The organism is Psychrobacter sp. 1Y6, from assembly GCF_052258385.2.
GTDB lineage: Bacteria > Pseudomonadota > Gammaproteobacteria > Pseudomonadales > Moraxellaceae > Psychrobacter.
In genome coordinates, this window is the sequence record NZ_JBQQEW020000001.1 from 2770359 (window position 1) to 2796119 (window position 25761).

Sequence of the window (25761 nt, forward strand, 5' to 3'; positions counted from 1 at the left end):
AGCACGTTTTGAACGTGCTGCTTTTTTATTTTATTATCAAAAAATAGCTAACGTATGCTAGCTATTTCCCCAATACTTTCCTATTTGGTCTCGTTAAACAGCTCACGACCGACTAGCATACGGCGGATTTCACTGGTACCTGCGCCAATTTCATACAGCTTGGCATCACGCCAGTAGCGACCGAGTGGATACTCGTTGGTATAGCCGTTGCCACCAAATATTTGAATACCTTCGCCTGCCATCCACGTAGCTTTTTCGGCACACCATAGAATCACACTGGCGCAATCTTTACGTACTTCTCGACTATGACCGGCACCGCGCGCGTCCAACATATCGAGGTTTTTACCAACGGTGTATAAGAAACTACGACCGGCTTGTAGTATCGTATACATGTCCGCAACTTTACCTTGAATAAGCTGGAACTCACCAATCGCTTGACCAAACTGTTTACGGTCGTGTATATAAGGCACGACATTGTCCATCACTGCTTGCATAATACCGATAGGGCCTGCGGCCAATACAGCGCGCTCGTAATCTAGACCGCTCATCAGCACCTTGACGCCTTCACTGAGACCACCCAAGATATTTTCGCTTGGTACTTTTACATTATTAAAAGTCATCTCACCAGTATGGCTACCGCGCATGCCGAGCTTATCTAGCTTTTGTGCGGTACCAAAGCCTTCCATGCCTTTTTCAACGATAAAGGCCGTCATGCCTTTTGCACCCATTTCAGGATTGGTCTTGGCATAGACCACCATCACGTCCGCATCAGGGCCATTGGTGATCCACATCTTGCTACCGTTCAAAATATAGCTACCGTCTTTTTCTTCTGCTTTTAGCTTCATACTTACCACATCTGAGCCAGCGCCTGTCTCACTCATTGCCAATGCACCGATGAATTCACCGTTGATTAGTTTTGGCAGATATTTCTGCTTTTGTTCTTCAGAGCCATTACGTTTGATTTGGTTAATACATAGATTAGAATGTGCGCCATAGCTCAGTGCTACCGATGCCGAAGCACGGCTAATCTCTTCCATCGCAACCATATGTGCGACGTAGCCCATGTTAGAGCCGCCGTACTCTTCAGGAACGGTAATGCCATGTAGACCGAGGTCACCCATTTTTTGCCATAGATCCATTGGGAATTCATCACTGCTATCAATCTCAGCAGCACGTGGAGCGATCTCGTTTGCTGCAAATTGCTGTACGACATCACGTAGGGCGTCAATATCTTCGCCAAGTTGAAAATTCAATCCAGGTAAACTCATAACCATTCCTTGTTTTTAGTATTTAATTTTTACGATAATTTTTTAAGATTGACGTTTATTAATGATGGCACGCGCCACATTTGAGCCATTCGGACGCTTTAAGAACTCGCTGATACGTTCACCTGCCACAACCAATTTATCCAGATTGATACCCGTGCTGATACCCATGCCATGCAGCATATACACCACATCTTCGGTGGCGACATTGCCCGTTGCACCTTTGGCATAGGGACAACCACCGAGGCCCGCGACAGAGGTATCAAACTCACTCACACCCATTTGTAATGCAGCCAAAGTATTGCTCAATGCTTGACCATAAGTATCATGAAAATGACCCGATAGCATAGAGATATCAGCATACTCAAGTGCAGCTTGCAACGCTCGTTGTACTTTGAGCGGCGTACCTACACCGATCGTATCGGCAATGCCAATCTGCTCTGAACCGATCTCAATCAATCGCTTGGTGACATACGCTACTTGACTGGGGTCAATCTCACCTTCATAAGGACAGCCAACCGTACAAGAAATCACGCCACGTACCTTTATGCCTTGTGCTTTTGCTGCCGCAGCCACTGGTGCAAAACGTTCAATACTTTCATCGATACTACAGTTGATATTTTTTTGGCTAAAGGTTTCGCTGGCTGAGCCAAAGATGACGATTTCATCAGGGCGGTAGGCAATCGCATTGTCAAAGCCGCGCATATTGGGTACCAGTACTGAGTAGCAAACGTCCGTCTGCCGCGTTGGCGCAAGCGCATCCAGTAACGCGCTGTTATCGCCCATTTGTGGCACCCACTTTGGTGAAACAAAACTTGTCGCTTCTAGTTTTTTGACACCCGCCGCGATTAAATCATTAATGAGCGTTTGCTTAACCTCAGTCGGCACTGTCACTGATTCGTTTTGTAGTCCATCACGTGGACTGACATCAACGATGGTGACATGGCTTGGATACGAATGGCTCATACTTGTCGTCCTTTTTGTTATTTGCGCTTTGATGAGGCTTTCTTATTAGGCTTCGTTAGCTATGCGCTTTCACTATCGATGCGCAGTAGCTCATCACCATCAGCGACCAAATCACCTGCTGCAAATAATAGCTCTGCTACCACACCATCTGTTGGTGCGGTAATCGTGTGTTCAATTTTCATGGCTTCGATGACGGCAAGTGGCTCGCCTTTTTTTACAGTATCGCCAACAGCTACTTTGAATGCAACTACTTGTCCTGGCATTGGTGACTTTAAACTGCCAACCGCTGCTGTGTCTTCACCCACATGTGCCATGATATCAATAAGCGTAATTTCATCGCGTCCACTATCCGTGAATACATAGACTGTCTCATTATTCACCCAGCTTTGGGCACTGATACGTGCACCCTCTAACCATAAGGTATGATTGTGCGCATCACTGCTATCATAGCTGATCTGACCTTCATAAACCGTTTCGGTCTGAGCAGCCACATTGATATTGCTATCATCCTGCGTATTCGCAATTTCTTGACCAATGACAAGCGTAAAACTACTGAGACTATCACCGCCTTTTTTGCTATCAGCACCACTCGCATTATGCCAATTACTGATGCGAGCGCTGTAGGCTTGCTCATCATAAACCAAGCTAAATGAACGAGTATAATCACTATAAGCACGGAAACCCGTCGGCTTGTTGAATGGATCTGAGCCCTGCGTGGTCGCTTCACTCGCAAGCTGCTGCGCAATAGCGGTCACCACAAGCGTCGATAATCCGAGAGGATGCTGGTCAAAAAGCTTATCCTGCTCACGCTCTATCAAGGCCGTATCAAGATTGGCTTTGCTAAATGAATCGGTATTTAAAATATAACGCAAAAATGCCACGTTGTTTGGTAGACCAACGATACGCGTCTGTGCCAATGCACGATCTAGTCTCGCCAACGCTTGCTCGCGCGTAGGAGCATGGACGATAAGCTTGGCAATCATAGAATCGTAAAAAGGACTGATCACATCACCCTCACGTACGCCATCATCGATACGCACATCGGTAATATTGAAGGTACTATGCTCAGGCTTTTGATAAGTGAATAAAGTCCCAGTCGCTGGCAAGAAATTGTTGTCAGGGTTTTCAGCACAGATACGCGCTTCAATTGCATGACCGTTGATAGCCAAATCATCTTGTGTTTTTGGTAATGGCTGACCCGCTGCAACCAACAGCTGCCACTCGACCAAATCGACACCAGTAATCGCTTCACTAACGGGATGCTCAACCTGCAAGCGCGTATTCATTTCCATGAAATAAAAATTCATAGAGTCTTCGCGCTGCTCAACGATGAATTCAACCGTACCTGCACCCACGTAATCGACCGCACGTGCTGCTTCGATTGCCGCTGTGCCCATCGCTTCACGCATGGCAGTATCGACACCTGGTGCGGGCGCTTCTTCTAGTACTTTTTGATGGCGACGCTGTACTGAGCAATCACGCTCAAACAGGTGCACATAATTACCATGCGTATCACCGAATACTTGAATTTCGATATGACGTGGTTTTAGCGCATATTTTTCGACCAATACTTGATCATTGCCAAAACTGGTAATCGCTTCTCGGCGACATGAATCTAGCAGGTCAATAAAATCGCTGCTTTTTTCAACGATACGCATGCCTTTACCGCCGCCACCTGCACTGGCTTTAATCAAGACAGGATAGCCAATGTCATCTGCCTGCTGTTGCAAAAACTGTGCGTCTTGGTTATCACCATGATAGCCCGGTATCAGCGGCACGCCAGCCGATTCCATCAAGCGCTTAGACTCAGACTTGCCGCCCATAGCACGGATAGCATCCGCCGATGGGCCAATAAACACCAAGCCAGCATCTTGGCAAGCCTGTGCAAAATCAGCATTTTCACTCAAAAACCCATATCCTGGATGGATTGCTTGGGCGCCAGTCTCAAGCGCTATCGCAATAATAGCATCGCCTTTTAGATAACTGTCTTTCGGTGCCGAACCGCCTAAATAGATAGCTTCATCACAGACAGCTACATGTTTGGCCTCACGATCCGCATCGGAATAAACAGCAACGGTACTGACGCCAAGACGCTTAGCAGTCGCGGCCACTCGGCAAGCAATTTCACCACGGTTGGCGATTAGAATTTTAGAAAACATAACTATCCCTGTGTCTTGTCGTTATTATTTGACGTCTTGTCTATTTGCCCATTTGCCTATCATTTTTCTACTACTAGTTAGTCTGCCATTAGCCAATCAGGTTTACGCTTTTGCAAAAACGCTTGCACCCCCTCGCGGCCTTGCTTTGATGAGCGGATATCAGCGATACCTTTGATCGTGTCGGCAATCAGCTCATCTGTAATAGGCGCACCAGCGACATCATGTAGTAGCTGTTTGCAGGTTTTGACTGCGTCAGGGCTATTTTTGACGACCTTGTTACAGAACGCAGCCACTTCATCGCTTAGCCACTCTTCGCTAACACGCTCATGGATAAAGCCAAGCTGACGCGCCTTTTTGGCATCAAATACTTCAGCACTTAAGAAATAACGCTGCGATGCTCTAGCGCCTAACGCTCGGATAACATAAGGACTGATAGTGGCAGGTGCCAACCCTAAACGGACTTCGCTGAGGCAGAAATTAGCAATTTTGACCGCAATGGCTACGTCGCAAGCAGCAACTAAACCCATGCCACCTGCGTATACATCACCTTGAATAGCCGCAACTGTTGGCTTAGGACATTCATAAATAGTCTTAAGCATTTGCGCCAATTTATCAGCATCCGCTAGATTCTCTTCATAGCTATAATCCGCCATGGCACGCATCCAATTGAGGTCAGCACCTGCGCAAAATGCCTTGCCAGCTGCTGCTAGCACAATAACACGTACCTCATCATCAGCACCAAGCGTACTAAAAGCATCGGTTAGCTCAGCAATCATTTCATCGTTAAAGGCATTACGTATCTCAGGACGATTTAAGGTCACTGTAGCAACGTGTTGCTCCACTTTAACCAGTAGGCTTTTATAATTTTTATCACTGTCTTTTTGCATAACTTTCTCTATATTTTTTATGTAAATACTTAAACAAACTCTTGGTCAATCCATAATAATGTTAATACAAGAAAACCAAGTACAAAGACTAAGCGTAGATGTACCAATCGTACTTCAAATAAGGTTAACGCAGTAGTCGCTTATTATGAGAAGACCTTAGAACGCTTACATTCTAAAGACCCCAAATGTCGTCTCTTCAATCGGCGCGTTATATGCAGCGCTTAGACCTAAAGCCAATACATTACGGGTGTCAGCAGGATCAATTACGCCGTCATCCCACATACGTGCGGTAGCATAGTAAGGATGACCTTGCTCTTCGTACATTTCGCGAATCGGCGCTTTAAATGCGGCTTCGTCCTCATCACTCCACGCTTCGCCTTTGCGATCAAAGTTATCACGTTTGACCGTTGCCAGTACTGATGCAGCTTGCTCGCCGCCCATGACAGAGATACGGGCATTTGGCCACATCCATAAGAAACGCGGGCTATAAGCGCGGCCACACATACCGTAATTACCAGCGCCGAACGAGCCACCGACGATAACGGTGAACTTTGGCACTTTTGCATTGGCCACTGCCATTACCATCTTGGCACCATGACGAGCGATACCTTCGTTCTCGTATTTACGGCCAACCATAAAGCCAGTAATGTTCTGCAGGAACACTAATGGGATTTTGCGTTTACAGCACAATTCAATGAAATGCGTGCCTTTTTGCGCTGATTCACTGAATAAGATACCGTTATTGGCAATAATACCAACAGGCATCCCTTCGATATGAGCAAATCCACAGACCAACGTCGTACCAAAGCGCGATTTAAACTCATCAAAGGCACTGTCATCAACGATACGGGCGATGATTTCTCTGATATCAAATGGCTTGCGCTTGTCTGTTGGAATCACACCGTATAGCTCTTTGGCATCATAACGCGGCGGACGCGGTGTGACTTGGTTAGGAATATTTTTTGCAGGGCGATTTAGGTGACTGATGATATTACGCGCAATCGATAACGCGTGCGTATCATTCTGCGCTAGATGATCAACCACGCCCGACAGTCTAGTATGTACATCACCACCGCCCAAGTCTTCTGCGGTGACCTCTTCGCCCGTCGCTGCTTTTACCAGTGGCGGACCACCCAAAAAGATAGTACCTTGCTCTTTGACGATAATAGACTCATCGCTCATGGCAGGCACATAGGCACCGCCAGCCGTACAGCTACCCATGACCACAGCAATCTGTGGAATGCCTGCCGCACTCAGATTTGCTTGATTAAAGAAGATACGGCCGAAATGCTCTTTATCAGGGAACACATCATCTTGGTTCGGTAAATTAGCACCACCTGAATCAACCAGATAAACGCACGGCAGATGATTTTCTTGTGCAATCTCTTGCGCACGTAGATGCTTTTTGACCGTCATTGGGTAGTACGTACCGCCTTTTACCGTGGCATCATTACAGATAATCATACATTCGATGCCATTGATACGGCCAATACCTGCAATCACGCCAGCTGCCGGAATCTCTTCGCCATACATATCATGTGCAGCCATCGGCGCCACTTCTAGAAACGGCGTGCCTACATCAAGCAAACGCTCGACGCGCTCACGTGGTAACAGCTTACCACGCGCTAGATGCTTGGCTCGTGCGCGCTCTGAGCCACCTTGGGCAACTTTACGCAAGTGTACATACAGGTCATCGACTATCTCTTGCATCGCGGCACTGTTTTGCTGAAAATCGCTTGAGTTTGGACTCAGTTTACTGGTTATGATAGCGCTCATGATATCCCTTTTTTTCTTATACATAGATAGATACGTAGATGTGAGTAGCTTTTTATATAAATGATACTAACTGCTATTTTTAAGCCTTGCTCACATATAGTCGATTCAATTTAAAAGTAGTACAAGGCAACCGAGTGCAGATGTATGTGTGATACTTCAAGCGAGGTTAACGCTGTAATACTTTTATAGTGAAATGAATATGGTTAGTCTTTTGTTTTTTAGAGCAGATAAGTAAGCTTACTACAAACCCAACTCTTCTTTCATTTGCTCAATGATTTTATATTTTTGAATTTTTCCAGTGATGGTCATTGGATATTCAGTCACAAATCGATAGTAAGTCGGCACTTTATAATGAGCGATATGCTCGCTACAGAACTCGCGTACTTCCTGTTCAGTCAAGCAGCCAGGCTCTTTCGGAATAATCCACGCTGCCAGCACTTCACCATAACGTTCATCTGGTATACCCACGATTTGTACATCACGAATCTTTGGATGACGATAGAGATAATTTTCAATTTCTACCGGATAGATATTTTCGCCGCCGCGAATCACCATGTCTTTACTACGGCCGACGATTTTGACATAGCCGTCTTCATCCATTGTGGCCAAGTCACCCGTATGCATCCACCCATCTTGGATCGCCTCACGCGTTTTAAAGCGGCTGCCCCAGTAGCCTTTCATCACTGAATAGCCACGCGTAAGCAACTCACCTGTCTCACCCAGCGGGACAATTTCACCTGTTTCTGTATCGACGACCTTGACCTCAAGCGCAGGCTGTACCAGTCCTACCGTTGATACTTGTTTATCAAGTGGCGTGTGCTCATTGGTCTGACAAGATACTGGACTGGTCTCTGTCATGCCATAGGCAATAGTGACTTCGCTCATATGCATCTTATCAATGACGCGGCGCATGACCTCAATCGGACAGCTAGACCCAGCCATGATACCCGTACGCAAGGTAGACAGATCAAAGTTTTCAAATTCAGGATGGTCAAGCTCGGCGATAAACATCGTTGGCACACCATGTAGACCTGTACATTTCTCTTCTTCTACTGCTTGCAATACCGTCAACGGCTCAAAGCCATCGTTTGGATATACGATACAACCGCCATGCGTGAGAATCGCTAGATTACCAAGCACCATACCAAAGCAATGATACAAAGGTACTGGAATACACAGCCTATCCTCTTCAGTAAGGTTCATGGCCTCACCGATAAAGTAGCCATTATTTAAGATATTGCGATGGCTTAAGGTGGCACCTTTTGGTGTACCTGTCGTGCCACTGGTGAACTGTACATTGATAGCATCGGTGTTTTTAAGCTGGGCTTGGCGCTCGGCAACACGGGGATCGTTGGCATCGCCCTCGTTCATCCACGCAGAGAATTTTTGCATAAAACCAAAAGTCTCGTCTGACTCTGGCTCATCAATCCAGATAATGCGTTCAATCGTCGGAATCTCGACCAAATCAAGCTGAGTGTAGTCTTTGTGGTAAATCTCAGGACACAGCTCACGGATTAAACTGGCATAGTCACTGGTTTTGAAATGACGCATCAGTACGAGCGCTGAGCAGCCCAGTTTATTTAAGGCATATTGCAACTCAAAGGTGCGGTAGGCAGGATTGATATTAACGAGGATAACGCCGACTTTTGCCGTGGCCAACTGCATGAGCAACCACTCAGCATTGTTGTGTGACCAAATGCCGATACGATCACCAATCTCTAGTCCCATCTCAATCATACTACTGGCTAGCTGATTTACTTGCTGCTGTAGCTCACGATATGTCCAGCGGATATTTTGATGACGGACGACCAGTGCTTCGCGCTCAGGATATTTGGAGACGATAGCATCAAAAAAGTCACCAATTGTCGCTTCAATCAGCGGTACATCAGGACCTTTATCATAGCTTTGAGTAAGTGGTGCATTGGCTGAGCGTGCGCCCATATTGATACTAGGAATGTTGTTTAAAATAGTATCGAAGTCAACGCGAGTCGAATCGAAATCAGGAGTTTGAGTCATAACGAGTCCTTTCGTTTTACTTTTTATATTATTTATAAATAGCACTTATTAATAGCCTGCGTGCAAACCTTCTTCCTTGGGCAGGTCTTACATAGCATTCAGCTACTATAACGCCATCAATGAAAGCCTGTCAACAATATCAATACAGTATGTATCATTTAATTAGACAGTCTGCCTTTCTACTTAGTAAAAGGTAGCATAGAATCATGGCAAATATTTGACACAAAAAAGCCAGCCACATCATAAGAAATGGGCTGGCTCAATCATCAATACTGTCGTTTAACTAAGTCCTCTGGAAAGCATCTAATAAAGGACATCACTTATAAATGATGTGCTTTTATTAGTTTTTCAAAAAACGGTATTGCAATCGTTATGCTTTAGGAACTGCAGGCGCTTTAATCGTTACTGTTGCGCTAACGGCTTCATTATCATCGAGCAAATCCATGATTAGCTCATCATCGCTTTCAGTCTTTACTTGCCAATTGCCTGCTGCTTGCGGTACACCCGTCACCATCACAGAGATGGCTTTGTTCTTGAGGCGAATCATTGGTGGCTTATGATCATAGCCACTATGCTCATGACCTAAGATATCATCAGCGATAGTCGCAGCCTGCGCGCGTAATGGCGCAACATACCGACAAGCCACCCCGTTGATAGACATACAGTCGCCGATGGCATAGATATTCGCTGCATTGGTACGCAATGTCGCTGCATCTACCACTATACCCGTACGGCGATCGAACTCTACACCAGCCGCCGCAGGTAATTGCTCATCGACTGTCAGACCTGTACTGGCAATCACATGATCTACAATCAGTGGTTCGAGTGGCTGAGTATCAGTATTGTCTGCATCTGATGATAACGGTGCATAATCTACTTGTAGCTTCTCGCCATCTTCGCTGTCATTATTATTGTCATCGTCATTAACACGAGTGACAGCTGATACTTGATAACCACCTAAGAATTGAATACCCTGCGACTCGATCGCTTTGGCTATACGTGCGGTCGCTTTGGCTGGTAGCATCTGTGAAAGCGGTGCATCGTTTAGATCAATAAGCGTTACTTTATGACCAGCTTTAAGCAGGTCTTCTGCGATTTCTGTACCTACCATACCAGCACCGACGATCGCAACGTGCTGGCTACCTGTTGCTAGCTTTTCTTGTAGCTGACTAAAACGCTCAATATGATTGACATGCCAGACCAAATCTTGTGGCAGACTTTTAGGGAAGATAGGATGCGCGCCCATCGCTAGTACCATTTTCTCATAGCCGATAGTCGTCAGTGTGTCATCTGACTGTGCAGTAGAGCGCACCTGTACAGTTTGGCTCACTGGATCGATATCTGTCACTTGCGTATTGGCTAGCAACGTTACTTCTGCTGTGTTCGCCGCTTCGCTACCAGATGCCCGTACTAAGTCTGACGCTCTTTTGTTTTGGCTGATTGCCATCGTCAACATCGGCTTATGATAACGGTCGCCACTATCAGCCGTGATTAGGGTAATTGGAATCTCTGTATCTTTGGCACGAATGGCATCAATGACATGCCAGCCTGCCAGTCCTGCACCAATAATAACGACACCTTTTTTTGCTACTGTGCTCGTTGCTACAGATGGATTTTCTACGCTCATATAAACTCCAATATGGTTTATGAATTATTTTAATTATCAAAAATATTGACCGCTATTGTATCAGTAAACAGCCATTCACTCACCTATCTAGCAATGTACTCATGCATATCAGTATTTAATTGTACGTAAGCACCTACACTAAAGGTATAAATCAACTCCCACAAAAAAGCGCCTGCTAATGAGACGCTTTTTATCAGAATTGATTATGATTTCAAAGATTAATATAAGTAAGGTCGATAGTTTTAATGATTTAAAATCTTCGATAAGAACATCTGCGCACGGTCACTTTTTGCCCCTTCAAAAAACTCATCCTTACTACAGTTTTCTACGATATGCCCTTCATCCATAAAGATAATACGATTGGCCACCTGACTGGCAAAGCCCATCTCATGCGTCACGCACATCATAGTCATACCATCACGAGTCAGCTCGACCATTACGTCTAGCACCTCTTGAATCATCTCAGGATCAAGCGCAGAGGTTGGTTCATCAAACAGCATTGCGACTGGATCCATGGCCAACGCTCGTGCAATCGCAACACGCTGCTGCTGACCACCAGAGAGCTCCGCTGGATATTTTGCCGCTTGTACCGTTAGGCCAACACGGTCGAGATAGGCCATTGCTTTTTGTTTGGCCTCAGACTCTTTACGGCCCAACACTTTGATTTGTGCCACAGTCAAATTATCAATAATAGTCAAATGTGGAAACAACTCAAAATGCTGAAACACCATGCCGACACGGCTGCGTAACTTAGGTAGATTAGTCTTTGGGTCACCGACAGAAATACCATTAACCATGATGTCACCTTTTTGAAAAGGCTCAAGTCCATTCACTGTCTTAATCAAAGTTGATTTACCACTGCCCGATGGACCACAAACAACAACGACATCACCTTTATGTACATGCGCCGTACAGTCAGTCAGTACTTGAAAGTCTCCATACCATTTACTGACATTAGATATCTCAATGACCATCTCATCACTAGCATGACCACTATTGGTAACCAGCCCGCCAAAGGCATTTAAGTACGTATCAGCATTGCTCATCACTGGCTCCTAACCACATTATTTTCGATAAACATTATTTAAAAAAGGTAAATCAAACATCCAAGCTCTCAACACTCAAAAGCGCAAGCGATAGCTCTATTAAAATACGCTCAATTAAAACCGCAAACGCTTCTGTAATTGTTGCACGCCAATAGAAGCACTTAAGCTAATCACAAAATAGACAGCACCAGCACCTAGGATATAAGGCGTGAGTAATCCCATTAGCTCACCGCGTACATAGGCTGCGCGGAAAAAGTCGGTCAAGCCAATGGCAAATACCAGTGTCGTATCTTGGAATAAAATAATACATTGCTGCAAAATCAGTGGCAGCATCTTACGAAAGGCTTGTGGCAAGATGACCAGACGCATGGTCTGCCCATAAGTCATACCGAGCGCTTTGGCTGCATTGACCTGCCCGCTACCAATCGACTGAATACCAGCACGCACTACTTCTGAGAAGTAAGCCGCCTCAAACATCATAAATGCGACCACACAAGAGGCAAATGCAGCATCGAGTTGCAGGTACTTACCCGCTACCCAAAGATAAATCATCGGTACGGCAAAATAAAACCATAGCAGTACCAATAGCAGCGGCACGGAGCGAAAGTAATTGACGTATAGTTTAGCTGGGATTTCAAGCGCTTTGATACCTGACAAGCGCATCAATGCCAGTACAGTTCCTAAACTGATACCGCCCAAAATAGCCAAAAACAGTACTTTTAAAGTGGTAAGCATGCCACCCATCAAACCAGGATAGGCTGTTGCCAATTCGGTCATATTCATTTCTGACCTCCCGCAATAAGCCCAGGCACACGCAATTTACGTTCAATCAATCCCATAATAGCGATTAAGGATAAATTGAAAACCAAATAAATAATCGTCGCGTAAGTATATATCTCGATACTATTTTGAGTGTATTCGCTGATGGTTTTGGTTTGGCTAATCAGCTCCATTACCCCCACAAGCGAGGCCACAGAGGCGTTTTTGAAGCAGTTAGTCAGTTCAGAGCTGAGCGGTGGCAAGATAATACGAAATGCTTGCGGTAGCAGAACTTCTTTATAGACTTGTGGAATGCTAAACCCTAATGCGTAGGCCGCATTGATTTGTCCATCTGGTAATGACTCAATACCTGTCCGTACCTGCTCAACGATACGAGCAGCGGTAAATAAGCCAAGACCAATACTGGCTGATAACATGGCTGAGGTATTCGGAGACAAGTCCTTATACCACCATTCTTGTATCGTCGGCGTGAGCCAGCCAGGGGCGATATAAAACCAAAAGAACAGTTGAACAAGCAGTGGAATATTACGAAAAAATGTCACATAAGCCGTACCGATTGCACGAGCGGTTTTGTTGGGCAAGGTACGCATGATACCGAAGATGGTACCGACGACCATCGCGATAGCCCATGCAATACTGCCAATCAATAGCAGCCAGCCAAGACCAGTGATCATCCAATGGATATAGAGCTCGTTGCCAATACCAGTCTGCTCAAAGAGCACACCCCAGTTCCAGCTATAATTCATGGTTGTCTCTCCGAGCAACGATTGATAAGCCTATACGTCAAATAAAATTACTGGTTATCTGAACGTATAGGCAAGCTATGTTGAGGGACAATGAGCGTTACTGCGCTGCTGCTTCTTTAGGCTGAGCGCTGTCATGCGGATTGGCAATCAAGGCCTTTAAGTTGTCAGACATCTCAAAGTTTAGATTGACGTTCTTTGGTGGGATTGGGTTCAAGAACCACTTGTCATAAATGCTATTGATTTCGCCTGAGCTAAAGACATTAGCAAGTGCTTCATCGACCACAGCTTTGAATTCAGGATCATCCTTACGCATCATACAACCATAGATTTCAAACGATTGCGGCGTACCGACGATTACCCACTCATCAGGATTTTTTGCTTTGGCTTTTTCGCCCGCGAGCAATACATCATCCATCATAAAGGCATCAGCGCGGCCATTTTCTAGCATTAGGAAGCCTTCGCCATGATCTTTTGCTGAGATGATATTGGTATCCATTTTATTATCATCATTATACTGACGGATATAACGCTCTGAAGTCGTGCCTGCTGTCGTTACCAGAGTTTTACCTTTTAGGTCTTCAAAATCTTGAATACCGGAATCTTTTTTGGTCAACAGACGCGTACCAATTTCAAAGAAACCGTTTGAGAATGCGACTTGCTTTTGACGTTCTTCGTTATTGGTGGTTGAGCCACACTCAAAATCTACCGTGCCGTTTTGTACCAATGGGATACGAGTTTGCGAAGTGATTAGGTTATAGCGAACGTTAAGATCTGGCATATTTAGCTTTTGCTTAACTGCTTCAACCACTTTCATTTCCAAGTCGTGTGCATAGCCAATCGGCTGATTAGGATCATCAGCGATATAAGAAAAAGGAATAGAGGAATCACGGTGACCGACGACGATGGTGCCAGAATCTTTGATTTTCTGTAGCGTACCATTGGTCGTGGTTTCTGTCGTCGCTGCATCATCTGCTGGCGCATCAGTGCTGGTCTGGCTGCTGTTATTACATCCCGCTAAGCCTAATGCCATAACAGCAGCTAAAGTCAACGGTTTGGAAAATGAGTATGTCATGAAATACATCCTTTTATCGCAAGATTGAGTGAGTGCTTGGACGACATAGGTCTGATTGACCCGACTGCCCCGCATCCGTACGGTTGTTGCTGTTGTTTATCACAATGCAACTTAATGTTACTGTACAACAAATTTGCAGTAGAGGGTGAATTTTTTTTGAGAGAGGTCATATTTATGAATATATTTATATTCTGGCTATAAAATGTTGGCTTATAGCGGCTATCTACTCAGAGCTTTGTAAAAATAGCTGCTCTGTTTTTTAAGCTCGTTATTAACCTTTACTGCTCATAATCGTCAAAACAGTCTACTAAGTGAGATTGATAAATCGGCAGTAATCCCCATAAAGCAAACAACTTCTCTATACTACAAATGACTTATGACTCAAGATATCCAAGTCCCAAATACGGACAGCCAAACTACTGGCAACCATGGCAGCAACGACATTCGCCAACGTTTCTTTGTTGAAGACTCTCCCGTGCGCGGTGATGTGGTACGCCTATCACGCAGCTACGCGAGTACGATTGCGCAAAAGCCCTACCCTGAAGCCATCAAACGCTTATTGGGTGAGATGCTGACCGCAGCGAGTTTGCTAATCAGTACGGTCAAAATCAATGGTCGCCTATCTATTCAGTTGCAATCATCAGACAGTGACAGCTTACTAAACTGGGCAATGGCAGAATGCGATCAAGACGGTATCATTCGTGCACTTGCTAGCTGGAAAGGCGAAACAGACGAGCAAGTACAAGCGTGGGACAATATGACCCATGCCAAAGAAGCCTTTGCTGAGCTTGGTGCGATGGGACAAGGCGTATTGTTTATCAATATTCAGCCTGATGGCGGTGAGCCATACCAAGGTATCGTTGAGCGTAGCCATGACAATCTAGCAGACTGCTTAGCGCATTATCAAAAGCAATCAGCCCAGATTCCAACGTTGATTAACTTAGCATCTGATGGCCTGCAAGCTGGTGGTATCTTGGTACAAATGCTACCGCGTACTGCTGAAGAAACGTCTGAAGTCGAGCAAAATCAAGATGCGGGTATCGACGATGATTTATGGACGCGTTTGTCTGTATTGACGCGTACGGTCAAACCAGAAGAACTAACGACACTGGATGCTAACGAAATACTCTATCGCTTGTATCACGAAGAAAACATTGTTGCCCCTGAGCCTGCCCCTCTATCATTTGGCTGCACTTGCTCACGCGAGAAGTGCGAGATGGCAATCGAACAAATCGGCGAAGCGGAAGCGTTAGATATCGTCGAAGAGCAAGGCGGTACATTTGAGATGGATTGCGGATTCTGCGGTGAAGTCTATAAGTTCAACAAAAATGATGTAGCAGCAATATTTGCTGAGTAAGTTTTTTCTTACTTGCTATAAATCAGTTTTTATAAAAAAACCCTCAAGCGTCATGCTTGAGGGTTTTTGTTTTTCACATTAAATCACTACACCGCCACATCCAAACTTCTAGGATAAGAATGTATGCGCGGACGTCCAGCATAGTCACTGCGACCATTATCTAGCAGCCATTCAACCACCTGCTCGCGCACTCGTCTACTATGGATTAAGTTCATATGATTGACACCATAAAACACTGCTTTATGACCATCTGGCACAAACAAAGCATGCTCAGCGTCATCTTCACCTAAGGCTGAAGCTACCGATACCAAACTGTCTCCTAGCAGATCCGTCACTTTAGAATCATAATGCGTCTCAAGCAAGGCACTAGCGACAAAGTAAGTTTTTATACCACTTGGCAAGCGTGCAGGATGGCGAAAGTCTTGTGGTAGGACGCTACGTCCTTCTAATGCTTTCCAATCTGCATCACGAATACTGCCATGACGTAGATCGATAATACCGGCACTGCGCATATCACCGAGCTTGGCCAGTGAGCCTGCAAACGGCAGCTTGGCAATGATGTCTTGCACATAGTTACCGATACGCTCAAGCACTGCCCCATGATGCGGCGAACCTAGCGTGATAAGGTTTCCCACGCGCTTGATCCAGTCTAGGCGATCTTGCTCACCATAGAACAGTGCACTGCGAGAGACCAAACCGCCCATACTATGTCCAACCAGATCTATCTGACTGATATCTGGGTTGTCATCGACCAGCGCTTGTAGCAACTGAGAGAACTTACGGCCGCTACGTGAGATACGGCGACCTGTATTGTAATCCAAATACAGCACCGTGGTATCAGGCTGGCTGATATGAATGGCCTCACCTAAATCATTATCCACTTGGGCTTGCCAGCTTAAATGACTCATACATAGACCATGGCACAAAATAACGATACGGCCTGATAGCACTTCATTCTGTGGTTTGCCGTCTTGAGTGTATAGCATCATCGGAATGGCGAGCGCATTTTGGTTGTTGACCAGATGATCACCCATGACACCATTGAGCACATTGACCAGTTTTTTTAGTGAATCCGGTAGTGGCTGCACTGACTTTTGGAGAATCAGGTTTTTGTATATGCGTAGTACAGACGCTAGATTATTACCGACCATTTGCATCACATGACGTATCGTGCCATAGATACGTCCAGTAAATCCGCGCGACCATTTATTTAAATGTTTGTCATTGAAGCGGCCTAGCGGACGCAAGATAACTTCACGGTGAATGGCTTCTACGATTTCTGTAACCTCAACCACACCCATAGTGGCAAGCTGGGCCAATCCTTCAAAAAAATCAGCCAAAGACACAGGTGTTTTGTTGATTTCATCACTGTCATCCGAATCTGCTAGTAGCTTGACCAGTTCATCCATATCGATGGCTTCGAGTTGGTCGATTTGCTCGTATAGATGACTGTGTAGCGGTACACTCGCATCGGGGACAAAATGCGCATCGAGCTCATGATGAGTACGAGTATAGCTGCTATCATTTTGAGCGTCGCTGTCACTAACACCGTCGTTATAAAACACCTTTGGACTGCTCATAATATTTGCACATTCAGCGAAAAAAGTAATGGTCTATATTATCCTGTAACGGCAGCAAATAGAAGTGAATGGTTTGACTTTAGGGCGGGATGACGATTAGCAGAGCCAGATTACTGATAGACGGTCTATTTAACCATCAAATCAATATGACAATAAAAAATCCCAAGCCTTAACTTGGGATTTTTATGGTCGTGAGCATTTTGGTTGTTTCTATTATCCGCCTATAGCTTATCTATCTATGTCGTGCTATCAGCCGTATCAAATGATTCTGCCAGTATGACATCACCATCTTCGCGAGTAATCATCACAGTCGCTGAGCGAGGAATACTACCGCCAGCGACAGCGCCCCATGTGTTACCAGGATGCTGGATGTTGATAAACAGCGTCTTAAAATCTGGTGCCATGGTGATACCTGTTACTTCGCATCCTTCAGGACCGACAAAGAATCGTTTGATATTGTCATTGCTAGCTGATGTGCCGACTCGGGTTGACTGCCCTGCCGATGTGGTCGTCATCGACCCATCACTGACCTTACCCGGTAGAGCCGCAAGCAACATACAGCTACTGGTATCGGTGTAAGCGCCGTCGTCTGTCTGAATCCACAAGACACCGCGTGGGTCGAAATATAGCCCATCAGGTGAAGAGAAGTCATTATTGTCATTTAGCTGAGATAAGTTTTCTGCTGATAAATCACTTGGTGCACCAAACAGATAGATATCCCATTCGAAGCTCGTTGCGGCATGGTCGCCGCCCGCTTCTGCCCAGCGAATAATGTGACCATTGTCATTACCAAGCGCTTTTCCGCTTGATTGATAGCTACGCGGATTGGAAGCTGAGACAGGCTGGTCGTCACGTACGCCACGATATTTATTATTGGTCAACGTCACATAGACATCACCCGTCATAGGGCTGACCGATACCCATTCAGGTCGATCCATCTTAGTAGCACCAGCGGCATCGGCAGCTGCACGGGCAAAGACCAATACTTCATCTTGTCCATTGAATGGCAGTACACTATTAAAAGCATCCAGTCCATTTTGACCATGGACGAGTGCTTTCCACTCGCCGCTACCGTCTTCGTTAAATACCGCCACGTATAGCGTGCCGTCATTCAGATATTTGTCACCTGCTTGTAGTCCGCCGCCGATGTCCGAGTTTGACCACATCGCTTTGGAGACAAACTTATAAATGTACTCACCTCGGGCATCATCACCCATATAGAACACCACTGGCTTACCTTGCTCAACAGGAGCATACGCGCAGTTTTCATGAGCGAACCGGCCCAGTGCGGTACGTTTTTGCGGTATAGAGTTTTGGTCAAATGGGTCAATCTCAGTAATATAACCAAAAGTGTTGAAGCCATAGCGATAATCTTCCGCAGCACTGGCACCGACTGCGGTCATATCCCAACGTGAGAACTCGTCTGCTATCTTGGCATCCTTTGCCTCTGGGGTATGCCATAAATACTCCCAACCTGGGAAGTCCTCCACCGCACCGTAGCGCTCGCGCGCATAGTTATCACCAGCGCTCAATTGGCTGGCATCTTGTCCACGGGCAAACACACCTAAGAAGTTCTCTTCGGTAGTCAGATAAGTACCCCAAGGTGACAGACCTGCGCCGCAGTTGTTGTTGATACCGCGAGTCTGATAGCCTGTCGGATCAAACTTGGTCTTGACCAGAGCAGAGCCTGCCACAGGGCCAGCCAATTGCGCTGTTGTACTACTAGTGATACGGCGATTGTATTTAGAATCAGGTACCATCTCATAACCCATACCATCTGCGCGGCGAGTTAACTCAACCACCGAGACACCATGACAGTTGACTTCACGGCGGACGTCGCTTGCGAGACGGCGGTTTTGAAAGATAGGCGCAGCATCATTGTCTTGAGTAACGTAATAGCCAAATGGGCTAAGCTCACTGCTATTGACGTATTCATGATTCATGACTAGCAAGCTGTTTTCTGACGCTTTGGCATCGTAAGCGTTACCGCTTTTGCCAAAGAACCACATCCCATCATGGTTGTCACCCATACGCCATTCAAATGACTCTGCTGATTGCTCACGATTGTCTTTCCAGTCTTCGATACCAGAGTTTAGCGGCGTACCAAGTGGTAATATCATCTCTGCCTTGTAGCCTGCTGCTACGGTCATCGTATCAGCTGTTGAATGCGCGACTGCTTCAAACTTTAGGGTATCAGGACGCTTCAAATCACCTTGTGCAGGGATAGCGGCATTATCGTCATTACCAACAATACTGCTATCGTCGTCTTCACTACAACCGACCAAAGGTAATGCGCCAAAAAACGCAGCAGCCGTCAACCCTGTGCCACCTTTTAGGATACTACGGCGGTTCAATCGACGATTGATAATCGTCTGAAAGTCAGTATTATTAGTAGGATTTGAGTCTTCAACCACTTCGTGGGCAAGCGTTCGCTCATTGTTCAATAATGTCATTATCAGTCACCTTGCTATTAGGCTAGATTGGCAGAGAGTTGATCGCGGCTTTATAATTACGACCACAAAAATACGAATTCCGCTTAAGTCTACTCAACCTTTATGACAGCACGCTGAACAATAGGTGACAAACTGATGACAATCGACCATGCTAATGATTTAGAAATAGAATAATCTGAAGATAGAATTGTTTTGCAGTTAGCAAATCAAAAAAATAAATATAAAGGCTTAAAAGCAAAAACCCCAAGCAATTGCTCGGGGCTTTTAATATGCGTCTGTTATGGCAGAAAAGCTTACTGTACTTGTGATACCCACTCATGAGCACCCAGTTTTAGTTTAAGCTGATCGCCTGCTTGCAACACACCAACGCCACTTGGCGTACCAGTCATAATCACATCACCCGCTTGCAAGCTAAAGGCATGACTGATATTGACCAGCAATTCGTAGACAGGAAATAGCATTAAGGCACTATCGCCATCTTGCGTTAACTTGTCATTGATAAACAGCTGATACTGTACACTCTGCAGATTGCCAAACGCTTGTGGGTCGAGCCAATCAGCAAGGACGCAAGCTCCATCAAAACACTTAGCACGCTCCCATGGATGACCTTTTTCCTTTAGCTTGCTTTGCAAATCACGCAAGGTCAAATCTAGTCCTAGTGTCACGCCACCAATCGCTTGCTGAGCTTGCTCAATCGTCGCCATAGATAAATCAGCTGATAGCTGAATACATAGCTCGGCCTCGTAGTGAGTCTCGCCAAATAACTCTGGACTTGGGCGAACCACATCACCACGGATAGAAACCACTGAAGACGCAGGTTTCATAAACAGTATCGGCGTGGTTGGTACTTCATTGCCCAACTCCGCTGCATGTGCCGCATAGTTGCGACCAACACAGACGACTTTACCAATAGAAGTACGTAATCTTTCATTATGATTGATAGCGCCCTGCTCGGCACTGACACCGGCTGCAATGGCGTTCGCTAATGACTCGTGTGGCGATTGGCTCATACTAAACTCTCCCTGTAAATGATGGCTATTTTATCAGCAGTCCATACTATATTGTCTACAGTGACTTTGACGACTTTTAGTTGCTAACTGCTAACTGCTAACTGCTAACTGCTAACTGCTAACTGCTAACTGCTAACTGCTAACTGCTAACTATGGAATCGTATTGGTCACGACATCTGGCGGTACATAACTGGCATGACGGTTCATACGTTTTTCAAACATTCTAAAGCTAAACAAAATGACCCACGACAGCAATAGATAGATGATACCAGCGGCAAAGAATAGCTCCATCAAGGTATAGGTACGCGCACTAATCGTACGAGCAACACCTGTGATATCCATCAATGCAATAGTCGAAGCGAGCGCACTACCCTTTAGCATAAAGATAACTTCGTTACTGTATGCTGGAATCACAATACCAAATGCGCGCGGTAGCGTAACCCGTGTTAGCTTTTGCCATTTTGACATGCCAAGCGCATCAGCCGCTTCAAGCTCTCCAATCGGAATCGTCTGAATCGCACCGCGTATAATCTCTGCCAGATAAGCACTGGTATTGAGGGTAAAGGCGATGATGGCACACCAATATGCTTGGCTAAGTACCGGCTCCCACAAGAACGACTCGCGTACGGCCTCAAATTGACCTAAACCATAATAAATCAGGAATATCTGTACCAGCAGCGGCGTACCACGGAAAAAGAAGATATACAGGAATGGTAGTATCTGTACCACCCAATTCTTAGACAGTCGTAATAACGCCAAAACCAAACCAAACAGCAATCCAATCACACCTGAAAACAAAACCAGCTGTACGGTCAATACCGCGCCGCCTAGTAAATCAGGGATATGGTCAAAAATGACCTGCCAATTCCAATCCATAGTATCTCTCCTCTACCCTATGGTCGATTGACTGTGAGTGGATTGACGGCTTATCTTTTTGGCATAGCGTGCCGCAGGATTGGCGCGCCACTCAAGCCACATCATAAAGCCCGTAATCAACATGGTCAGACCCAAATAAATAATCGCTGCTGCCATATAAAAGGTAAATGGCTGCTGTGTAGACTGTGCCGCACGCGATGACTGATACATGATGTCTTTGAGACCCACGACCGATACCAATGCGGTATCTTTGAGCAGTACCAGAAATAAATTACCCAAACCTGGTAAAGCAATCTGCCACACTTGCGGCAAAGTGATGCGATAAAAAGTCTGAAAAGGACGCATACCAATCGCTTGCGCAGCCTCTCGCTGCCCTACTGGAATCTCTTGAATGGACATGCGAAAAATCTCAGTCGCATACGCACCAAAAGCAATAGACAGTGCCATGACACCACCCCAAAAAGCGCTAATTTCGACATAGTCGTTATAGCCGAACTTTTTGAGGATGCTCATCAATAAAATAGAGCCGCCATAGTAAATAAAGAGCACCAATAGCAGCTCAGGAATACCGCGCATCGTCGCAGTATAGACAGTCGCAAGTTTACGCAGCAACCAGATATTGGACATCTTTGCGGTTGCGCCGAGCAAGCCTAAAGCCAAACCAATAATTAAACTGGTCACAGCTAGCTGTATGGTGACGGTAGCGCCGCTCAATAAAAGCGCGCCAAATCCTTGTAAGTCAAACACGATTATCCACTCAGTCTCTTTATATTAGCAATTTGCAAAATATGAGTTAAAAGAATCAGCATCAATAGCTGAACGCGGCGAAACACCGTATTTTATACCAAATCAATAGGGATGGTCGGCGTCAAAAAATGACGTCAGAAGAATACGATTAACGCTGCGATAATTGACACAGTAGAAATGAGCGCTGATTTTATCATATTCACTCGCCGTGATGTTAATACTGACGCGTAAAAGCTGCGCCTAAACCGTACTTAAACAGACACTTGCCTCTAGAGACATACAATAAGCCGACTAAATTTGAGCAAAATTGATAGGCGGCTATTATCTATATTCGTTGCTATAACGACAAATAAAAAAGGACATCACCATGATGGCGATATCCTTTTATTAATCAAAACACTATTTTTTGACTGCTATATCTAACTACTGTTAGCTATTAACTAGCATTTTCTGTCGCTGGTTGCTCGCTAATATCTGTATCTGCATCTATATTTGCATCTGCGTCTTCATCAACTGTGCTCGTTGCAGATGCTGGCACCGCAAAGTACTTTTGATTGATTTTATCGTAAGTACCATTAGCTTTTATATTGGCAAGAGACTGATTGATCTTTGCTTGTAGCGGATCGCCTGGGCGTACTGCTATCGCAAAGTTATCATTAATATCGATCTCATCACCTTTTAGCGCATATTTGCTACCAGCATTTGAGCTCAGCCATTCTATCGCAGGCAGCTTATCAGAAATCATCGCATCGACACGGTTTGAACCGAGATCCAAAAACGCATTGCTCAACGTATCATAAAGCTTCATATCGGCTTTTGGATACGTGTCTTCTAGCCACTGCGATGAGATAGTTGAACGCTGTGCAGCAATAGAATGCGAGTCGATATCGCTGTTGTTGCTAGGATCAAAGCTGCTGTCTTTTTTGGCCAAAAAAACCAAGGCATTGCTAAAGTACGGATCGGTAAAGCTCACCTGCTGCGAACGCTCTGGAGTAACAGACATCGCGGCCACGATTGCATCGTACTTACCCGCTTTTAGACCAGGGATAATACCGTCCCAGTCCTGCGCCACAATCTCACAGGTAACCTGCATATCCACACAGAGTGCATTTGCTATCTCAACATCAAAACCACCCAGTGTCCCATCGGCATTGGTATAGTTAAAAGGTGCATAGGCCCCTTCTGTACCGATGCGCAATACATCACCTGTAGACGCTGCCGTTGCTTCGGTAGCCTCTGGATTAGTATCAGCTGTACTCTCCTGGCTATTGCTACAGCCAGCAACGGTAAAGGCCGTCGCTAGTGCAAGCAATGACATAGACAGGCGACTGGCTACATTAATGTTAGATTTGCCAGTCGTGGTACAGATTGGGGCACAATGGTTGCTCATGATCATCCTTGGTTTTTTGTTGAGTAAACAACACGTCTTCAAACAACAGCAGTCAAACTGCTAGATATCGTATTAGTTAGCTGGCGCTTCTTCTTCAGCGACCATTACTTCTTCGACACTATCAGTTGTTGCGACCGCTTTTTGTGCTGCAGCCGTTGAGCTAGTACCAAAGTAGCTACCTGTGATTTGATCATAGGTGCCGTTGTCTTTTAACTCAGCCAATGCTGCATTGAACTTAGCAACTAACGGATCGCCTTTACGGAAAGCAATACCCATTGCGTCGTCATTGGTGCTGATTTCTTCACCTTTGACTTCGTAACCTTTGCCTGCGTCTGTTTTTAACCAGTCGATACCCGTTACTTTGTCAGACATCATACCGCGCACACGGCCTGAGGTTAGATCTAGATAAGCATTGTCTTGCGTATCATATAACTTGATATCAGCATCTGCATGCTCGTCTTGTAGGTATTGCGAGGCAACAGTTGAGCGCTGTGAGGCAATTGGTAGACCTGTTAGTGACTCAACGCTTAAGTCATCACCTTTTTTGCCGATCAAGATGATACCGCTATGGAAGTAAGGGTCACTGAAATCAACCACTTCTTTACGCTCAGGCGTGATAGACATACCTGCGATAGCTGCGTCAAATTTCTGTGCGTTAAGCCCTGGAATCAAACCATCCCAATCTTGAGAGATGACTTCACACTCAGCCTTCATTTGCGCACATAGTGCGTCAACCAGCTCAATCTCGTAACCAATCAGTTTGCCATCTGCATCGGTATAACTAAAAGGCTTGTAGCTTGATTCTGTCGCGATTTTGATATTTAAAGGCGCTTCAGTAGCGGTATCAGCTTCAGCATTTTCTGCTGGTGCTGAGCTATTGTTACAACCTGCCAGCATTAGCATTGCTGCGCTAAGCGGTGCTAGCCACAATGCTTTTTTGCTCATTGATGATGTCATTGAAATTGTCATAAGTTTTATCCCTTAATATATTTACCAGCTGTATCGTCAATCACTGCTTGCTGATTTATGCTTATAAACACCGTTTATTTGAAACATGCCCAGTTTTAAGCATTACTTGTATCAAACGTTACTTGTTATAAGCATAAATCTTCAGTGAGTCATTATTGACCAAAGTTCATCTGCTCAAGACGTGCAAGCTCACCGTTACTACGGATTTCGCTCAATGCTTTGTCAAAGTCAGCTTTGAGTGAGTCACCTTTACGTACAGCAATGGCAATATTGTCATCGTTATCAATTTCATCACCAACGATACCGAAGCCCGCTGCGTTTTCTGCTAACCATGATTTGGCAGAAACTTTCTCAGCCAATACCGCATCGCTACGACCAGATTTTAGATCTAGATAGGCATTGTCATAGTTGTCATACAACTGAACTGTGTTGCCTTCTTTGCCTTCGTAATTATCCTGTAGATAAGCACCTGGCGTAGTAGAACGTTGACCACCAAGCGTTGCATCTTTAATCGCCATAGGATCAAAACCACCATCCGTATTGGTCAACCATACCATCGTATTGGCAAAGTACGGCTCGCTGAAATCAACTTTTTCTTGACGCTCAGCAGTGATAGACATACCTGCAATCACCGCATCATATTTCTGTGCCAATAGACCTGGGATAATACCGTCCCAGTCCTGTGCAACGATTTCACACTTAGCTTGCATTTGATCACACAAGGCATTGGCAACATCGATATCAAAACCTGCCAAGCTGCCGTCAGCATTGGTGTAGTTGAATGGAGGGTAAGCGCCTTCGGTGGCGATACGAATGGTTTTACCAGTGGTTTCTGCTGCAGGGGCGTCAGCGTTAGTATCGGTAGTTTCATCGGCAGGTTGGCTACAAGCGCTCAACATCAATGCAGCAGTAACGGTCATTGATGACCACAATAGGCGAGAATTCGACATCATACGTTCCTTAAATTCTGATGGGTTTTACATAAGTTTTTGACAGGATTTTCTGACTTAGGGTTCTGATATTTTGTTCTCTGACGTCC

At 45.4% G+C, this 25761-nt stretch carries 20 protein-coding genes; 1 reads left to right on the forward strand and 19 read right to left on the reverse strand.

Annotation, left to right across the window (positions count from 1 at the left end; translation table 11 throughout):
- Positions 1–80: 80 nt before the first annotated feature.
- From ACTXGF_RS25295 to ACTXGF_RS25345, 11 genes are all read right to left on the reverse strand, one after another.
- Positions 81–1268, reverse strand: coding sequence for an isovaleryl-CoA dehydrogenase (locus ACTXGF_RS25295; RefSeq protein ID WP_443533510.1), 1188 nt, complete (start codon positions 1266–1268; stop codon positions 81–83).
- A 42-nt stretch (positions 1269–1310) separates the two neighbouring features.
- Positions 1311–2231 carry a hydroxymethylglutaryl-CoA lyase gene (locus ACTXGF_RS25300; RefSeq protein ID WP_443533509.1) on the reverse strand — a complete coding sequence of 307 codons (921 nt, stop codon included), beginning with the start codon at positions 2229–2231 and terminating at the stop codon, positions 1311–1313.
- 59 nt (positions 2232–2290) lie between these two features.
- The gene (locus ACTXGF_RS25305; RefSeq protein WP_443533507.1) at positions 2291–4390 is read right to left on the reverse strand and encodes an acetyl/propionyl/methylcrotonyl-CoA carboxylase subunit alpha; all 2100 of its coding nucleotides are present in this window, start codon (positions 4388–4390) and stop codon (positions 2291–2293) included.
- A gap of 77 nt (positions 4391–4467) precedes the next feature.
- Positions 4468–5277, reverse strand: a complete 810-nt coding sequence (locus ACTXGF_RS25310; RefSeq protein WP_443533505.1) for an enoyl-CoA hydratase/isomerase family protein — start codon at positions 5275–5277, stop codon at positions 4468–4470.
- A 165-nt stretch (positions 5278–5442) separates the two neighbouring features.
- The gene (locus ACTXGF_RS25315; protein ID WP_443533503.1) at positions 5443–7053 is read right to left on the reverse strand and encodes a carboxyl transferase domain-containing protein; all 1611 of its coding nucleotides are present in this window, start codon (positions 7051–7053) and stop codon (positions 5443–5445) included.
- A 240-nt stretch (positions 7054–7293) separates the two neighbouring features.
- Positions 7294–9069: an AMP-binding protein gene (locus ACTXGF_RS25320; protein ID WP_443533502.1), complete on the reverse strand. Its 1776-nt coding sequence runs from the start codon at positions 9067–9069 to the stop codon at positions 7294–7296.
- A gap of 370 nt (positions 9070–9439) precedes the next feature.
- Positions 9440–10696, reverse strand: coding sequence for an FAD-dependent oxidoreductase (locus tag ACTXGF_RS25325; protein WP_443533500.1), 1257 nt, complete (start codon positions 10694–10696; stop codon positions 9440–9442).
- A gap of 242 nt (positions 10697–10938) precedes the next feature.
- Entirely contained in the window at positions 10939–11670 is a 732-nt protein-coding gene (locus tag ACTXGF_RS25330; RefSeq protein WP_057762314.1) for an amino acid ABC transporter ATP-binding protein, read from the reverse strand.
- A gap of 186 nt (positions 11671–11856) precedes the next feature.
- Positions 11857–12525 (reverse strand): ABC transporter permease subunit, encoded by a 669-nt coding sequence (locus ACTXGF_RS25335; RefSeq protein ID WP_101205580.1) that lies wholly within the window; start codon positions 12523–12525, stop codon positions 11857–11859.
- The gene (locus ACTXGF_RS25340; RefSeq protein ID WP_057758328.1) at positions 12522–13268 is read right to left on the reverse strand and encodes an amino acid ABC transporter permease; all 747 of its coding nucleotides are present in this window, start codon (positions 13266–13268) and stop codon (positions 12522–12524) included. The genes ACTXGF_RS25335 and ACTXGF_RS25340 overlap by 4 nt, the downstream gene beginning before the upstream one ends.
- A 97-nt stretch (positions 13269–13365) precedes the next feature.
- A complete protein-coding gene (locus tag ACTXGF_RS25345) occupies positions 13366–14340 on the reverse strand; it encodes a glutamate/aspartate ABC transporter substrate-binding protein (RefSeq protein WP_180958124.1) in 975 nt (324 codons plus the stop codon).
- Positions 14341–14716: 376 nt separating this feature from the next.
- On the opposite strand from ACTXGF_RS25345, the gene hslO reads away from it, so the two are divergent.
- Positions 14717–15697 carry an Hsp33 family molecular chaperone HslO gene (hslO, locus tag ACTXGF_RS25350; protein WP_443533499.1) on the forward strand — a complete coding sequence of 327 codons (981 nt, stop codon included), beginning with the start codon at positions 14717–14719 and terminating at the stop codon, positions 15695–15697.
- A gap of 86 nt (positions 15698–15783) precedes the next feature.
- Here hslO and ACTXGF_RS25355 read toward each other — a convergent pair whose 3' ends face one another.
- From ACTXGF_RS25355 to ACTXGF_RS25390, 8 genes are all read right to left on the reverse strand, one after another.
- Positions 15784–17277, reverse strand: a complete 1494-nt coding sequence (locus ACTXGF_RS25355) for an alpha/beta fold hydrolase (protein ID WP_443533497.1) — start codon at positions 17275–17277, stop codon at positions 15784–15786.
- 236 nt (positions 17278–17513) lie between these two features.
- Positions 17514–19730: a PhoX family protein gene (locus ACTXGF_RS25360; protein WP_443533495.1), complete on the reverse strand. Its 2217-nt coding sequence runs from the start codon at positions 19728–19730 to the stop codon at positions 17514–17516.
- Positions 19731–20023: 293 nt separating this feature from the next.
- Positions 20024–20740, reverse strand: coding sequence for a fumarylacetoacetate hydrolase family protein (locus ACTXGF_RS25365; RefSeq protein WP_443533493.1), 717 nt, complete (start codon positions 20738–20740; stop codon positions 20024–20026).
- A gap of 150 nt (positions 20741–20890) precedes the next feature.
- Positions 20891–21616 carry an ABC transporter permease gene (locus ACTXGF_RS25370; protein WP_443533491.1) on the reverse strand — a complete coding sequence of 242 codons (726 nt, stop codon included), beginning with the start codon at positions 21614–21616 and terminating at the stop codon, positions 20891–20893.
- Positions 21617–21628: 12 nt separating this feature from the next.
- The gene (locus ACTXGF_RS25375) at positions 21629–22363 is read right to left on the reverse strand and encodes an ABC transporter permease (RefSeq protein ID WP_057758316.1); all 735 of its coding nucleotides are present in this window, start codon (positions 22361–22363) and stop codon (positions 21629–21631) included.
- A gap of 436 nt (positions 22364–22799) precedes the next feature.
- Positions 22800–23753 (reverse strand): ABC transporter substrate-binding protein, encoded by a 954-nt coding sequence (locus ACTXGF_RS25380; protein WP_443533489.1) that lies wholly within the window; start codon positions 23751–23753, stop codon positions 22800–22802.
- Between the two features lie 72 nt (positions 23754–23825).
- Entirely contained in the window at positions 23826–24722 is an 897-nt protein-coding gene (locus ACTXGF_RS25385; RefSeq protein ID WP_101205565.1) for a transporter substrate-binding domain-containing protein, read from the reverse strand.
- Between the two features lie 152 nt (positions 24723–24874).
- On the reverse strand, positions 24875–25675 hold the full coding sequence (locus ACTXGF_RS25390) for a transporter substrate-binding domain-containing protein (protein ID WP_179799075.1): 801 nt from the start codon (positions 25673–25675) through the stop codon (positions 24875–24877).
- Positions 25676–25761: the final 86 nt, after the last annotated feature.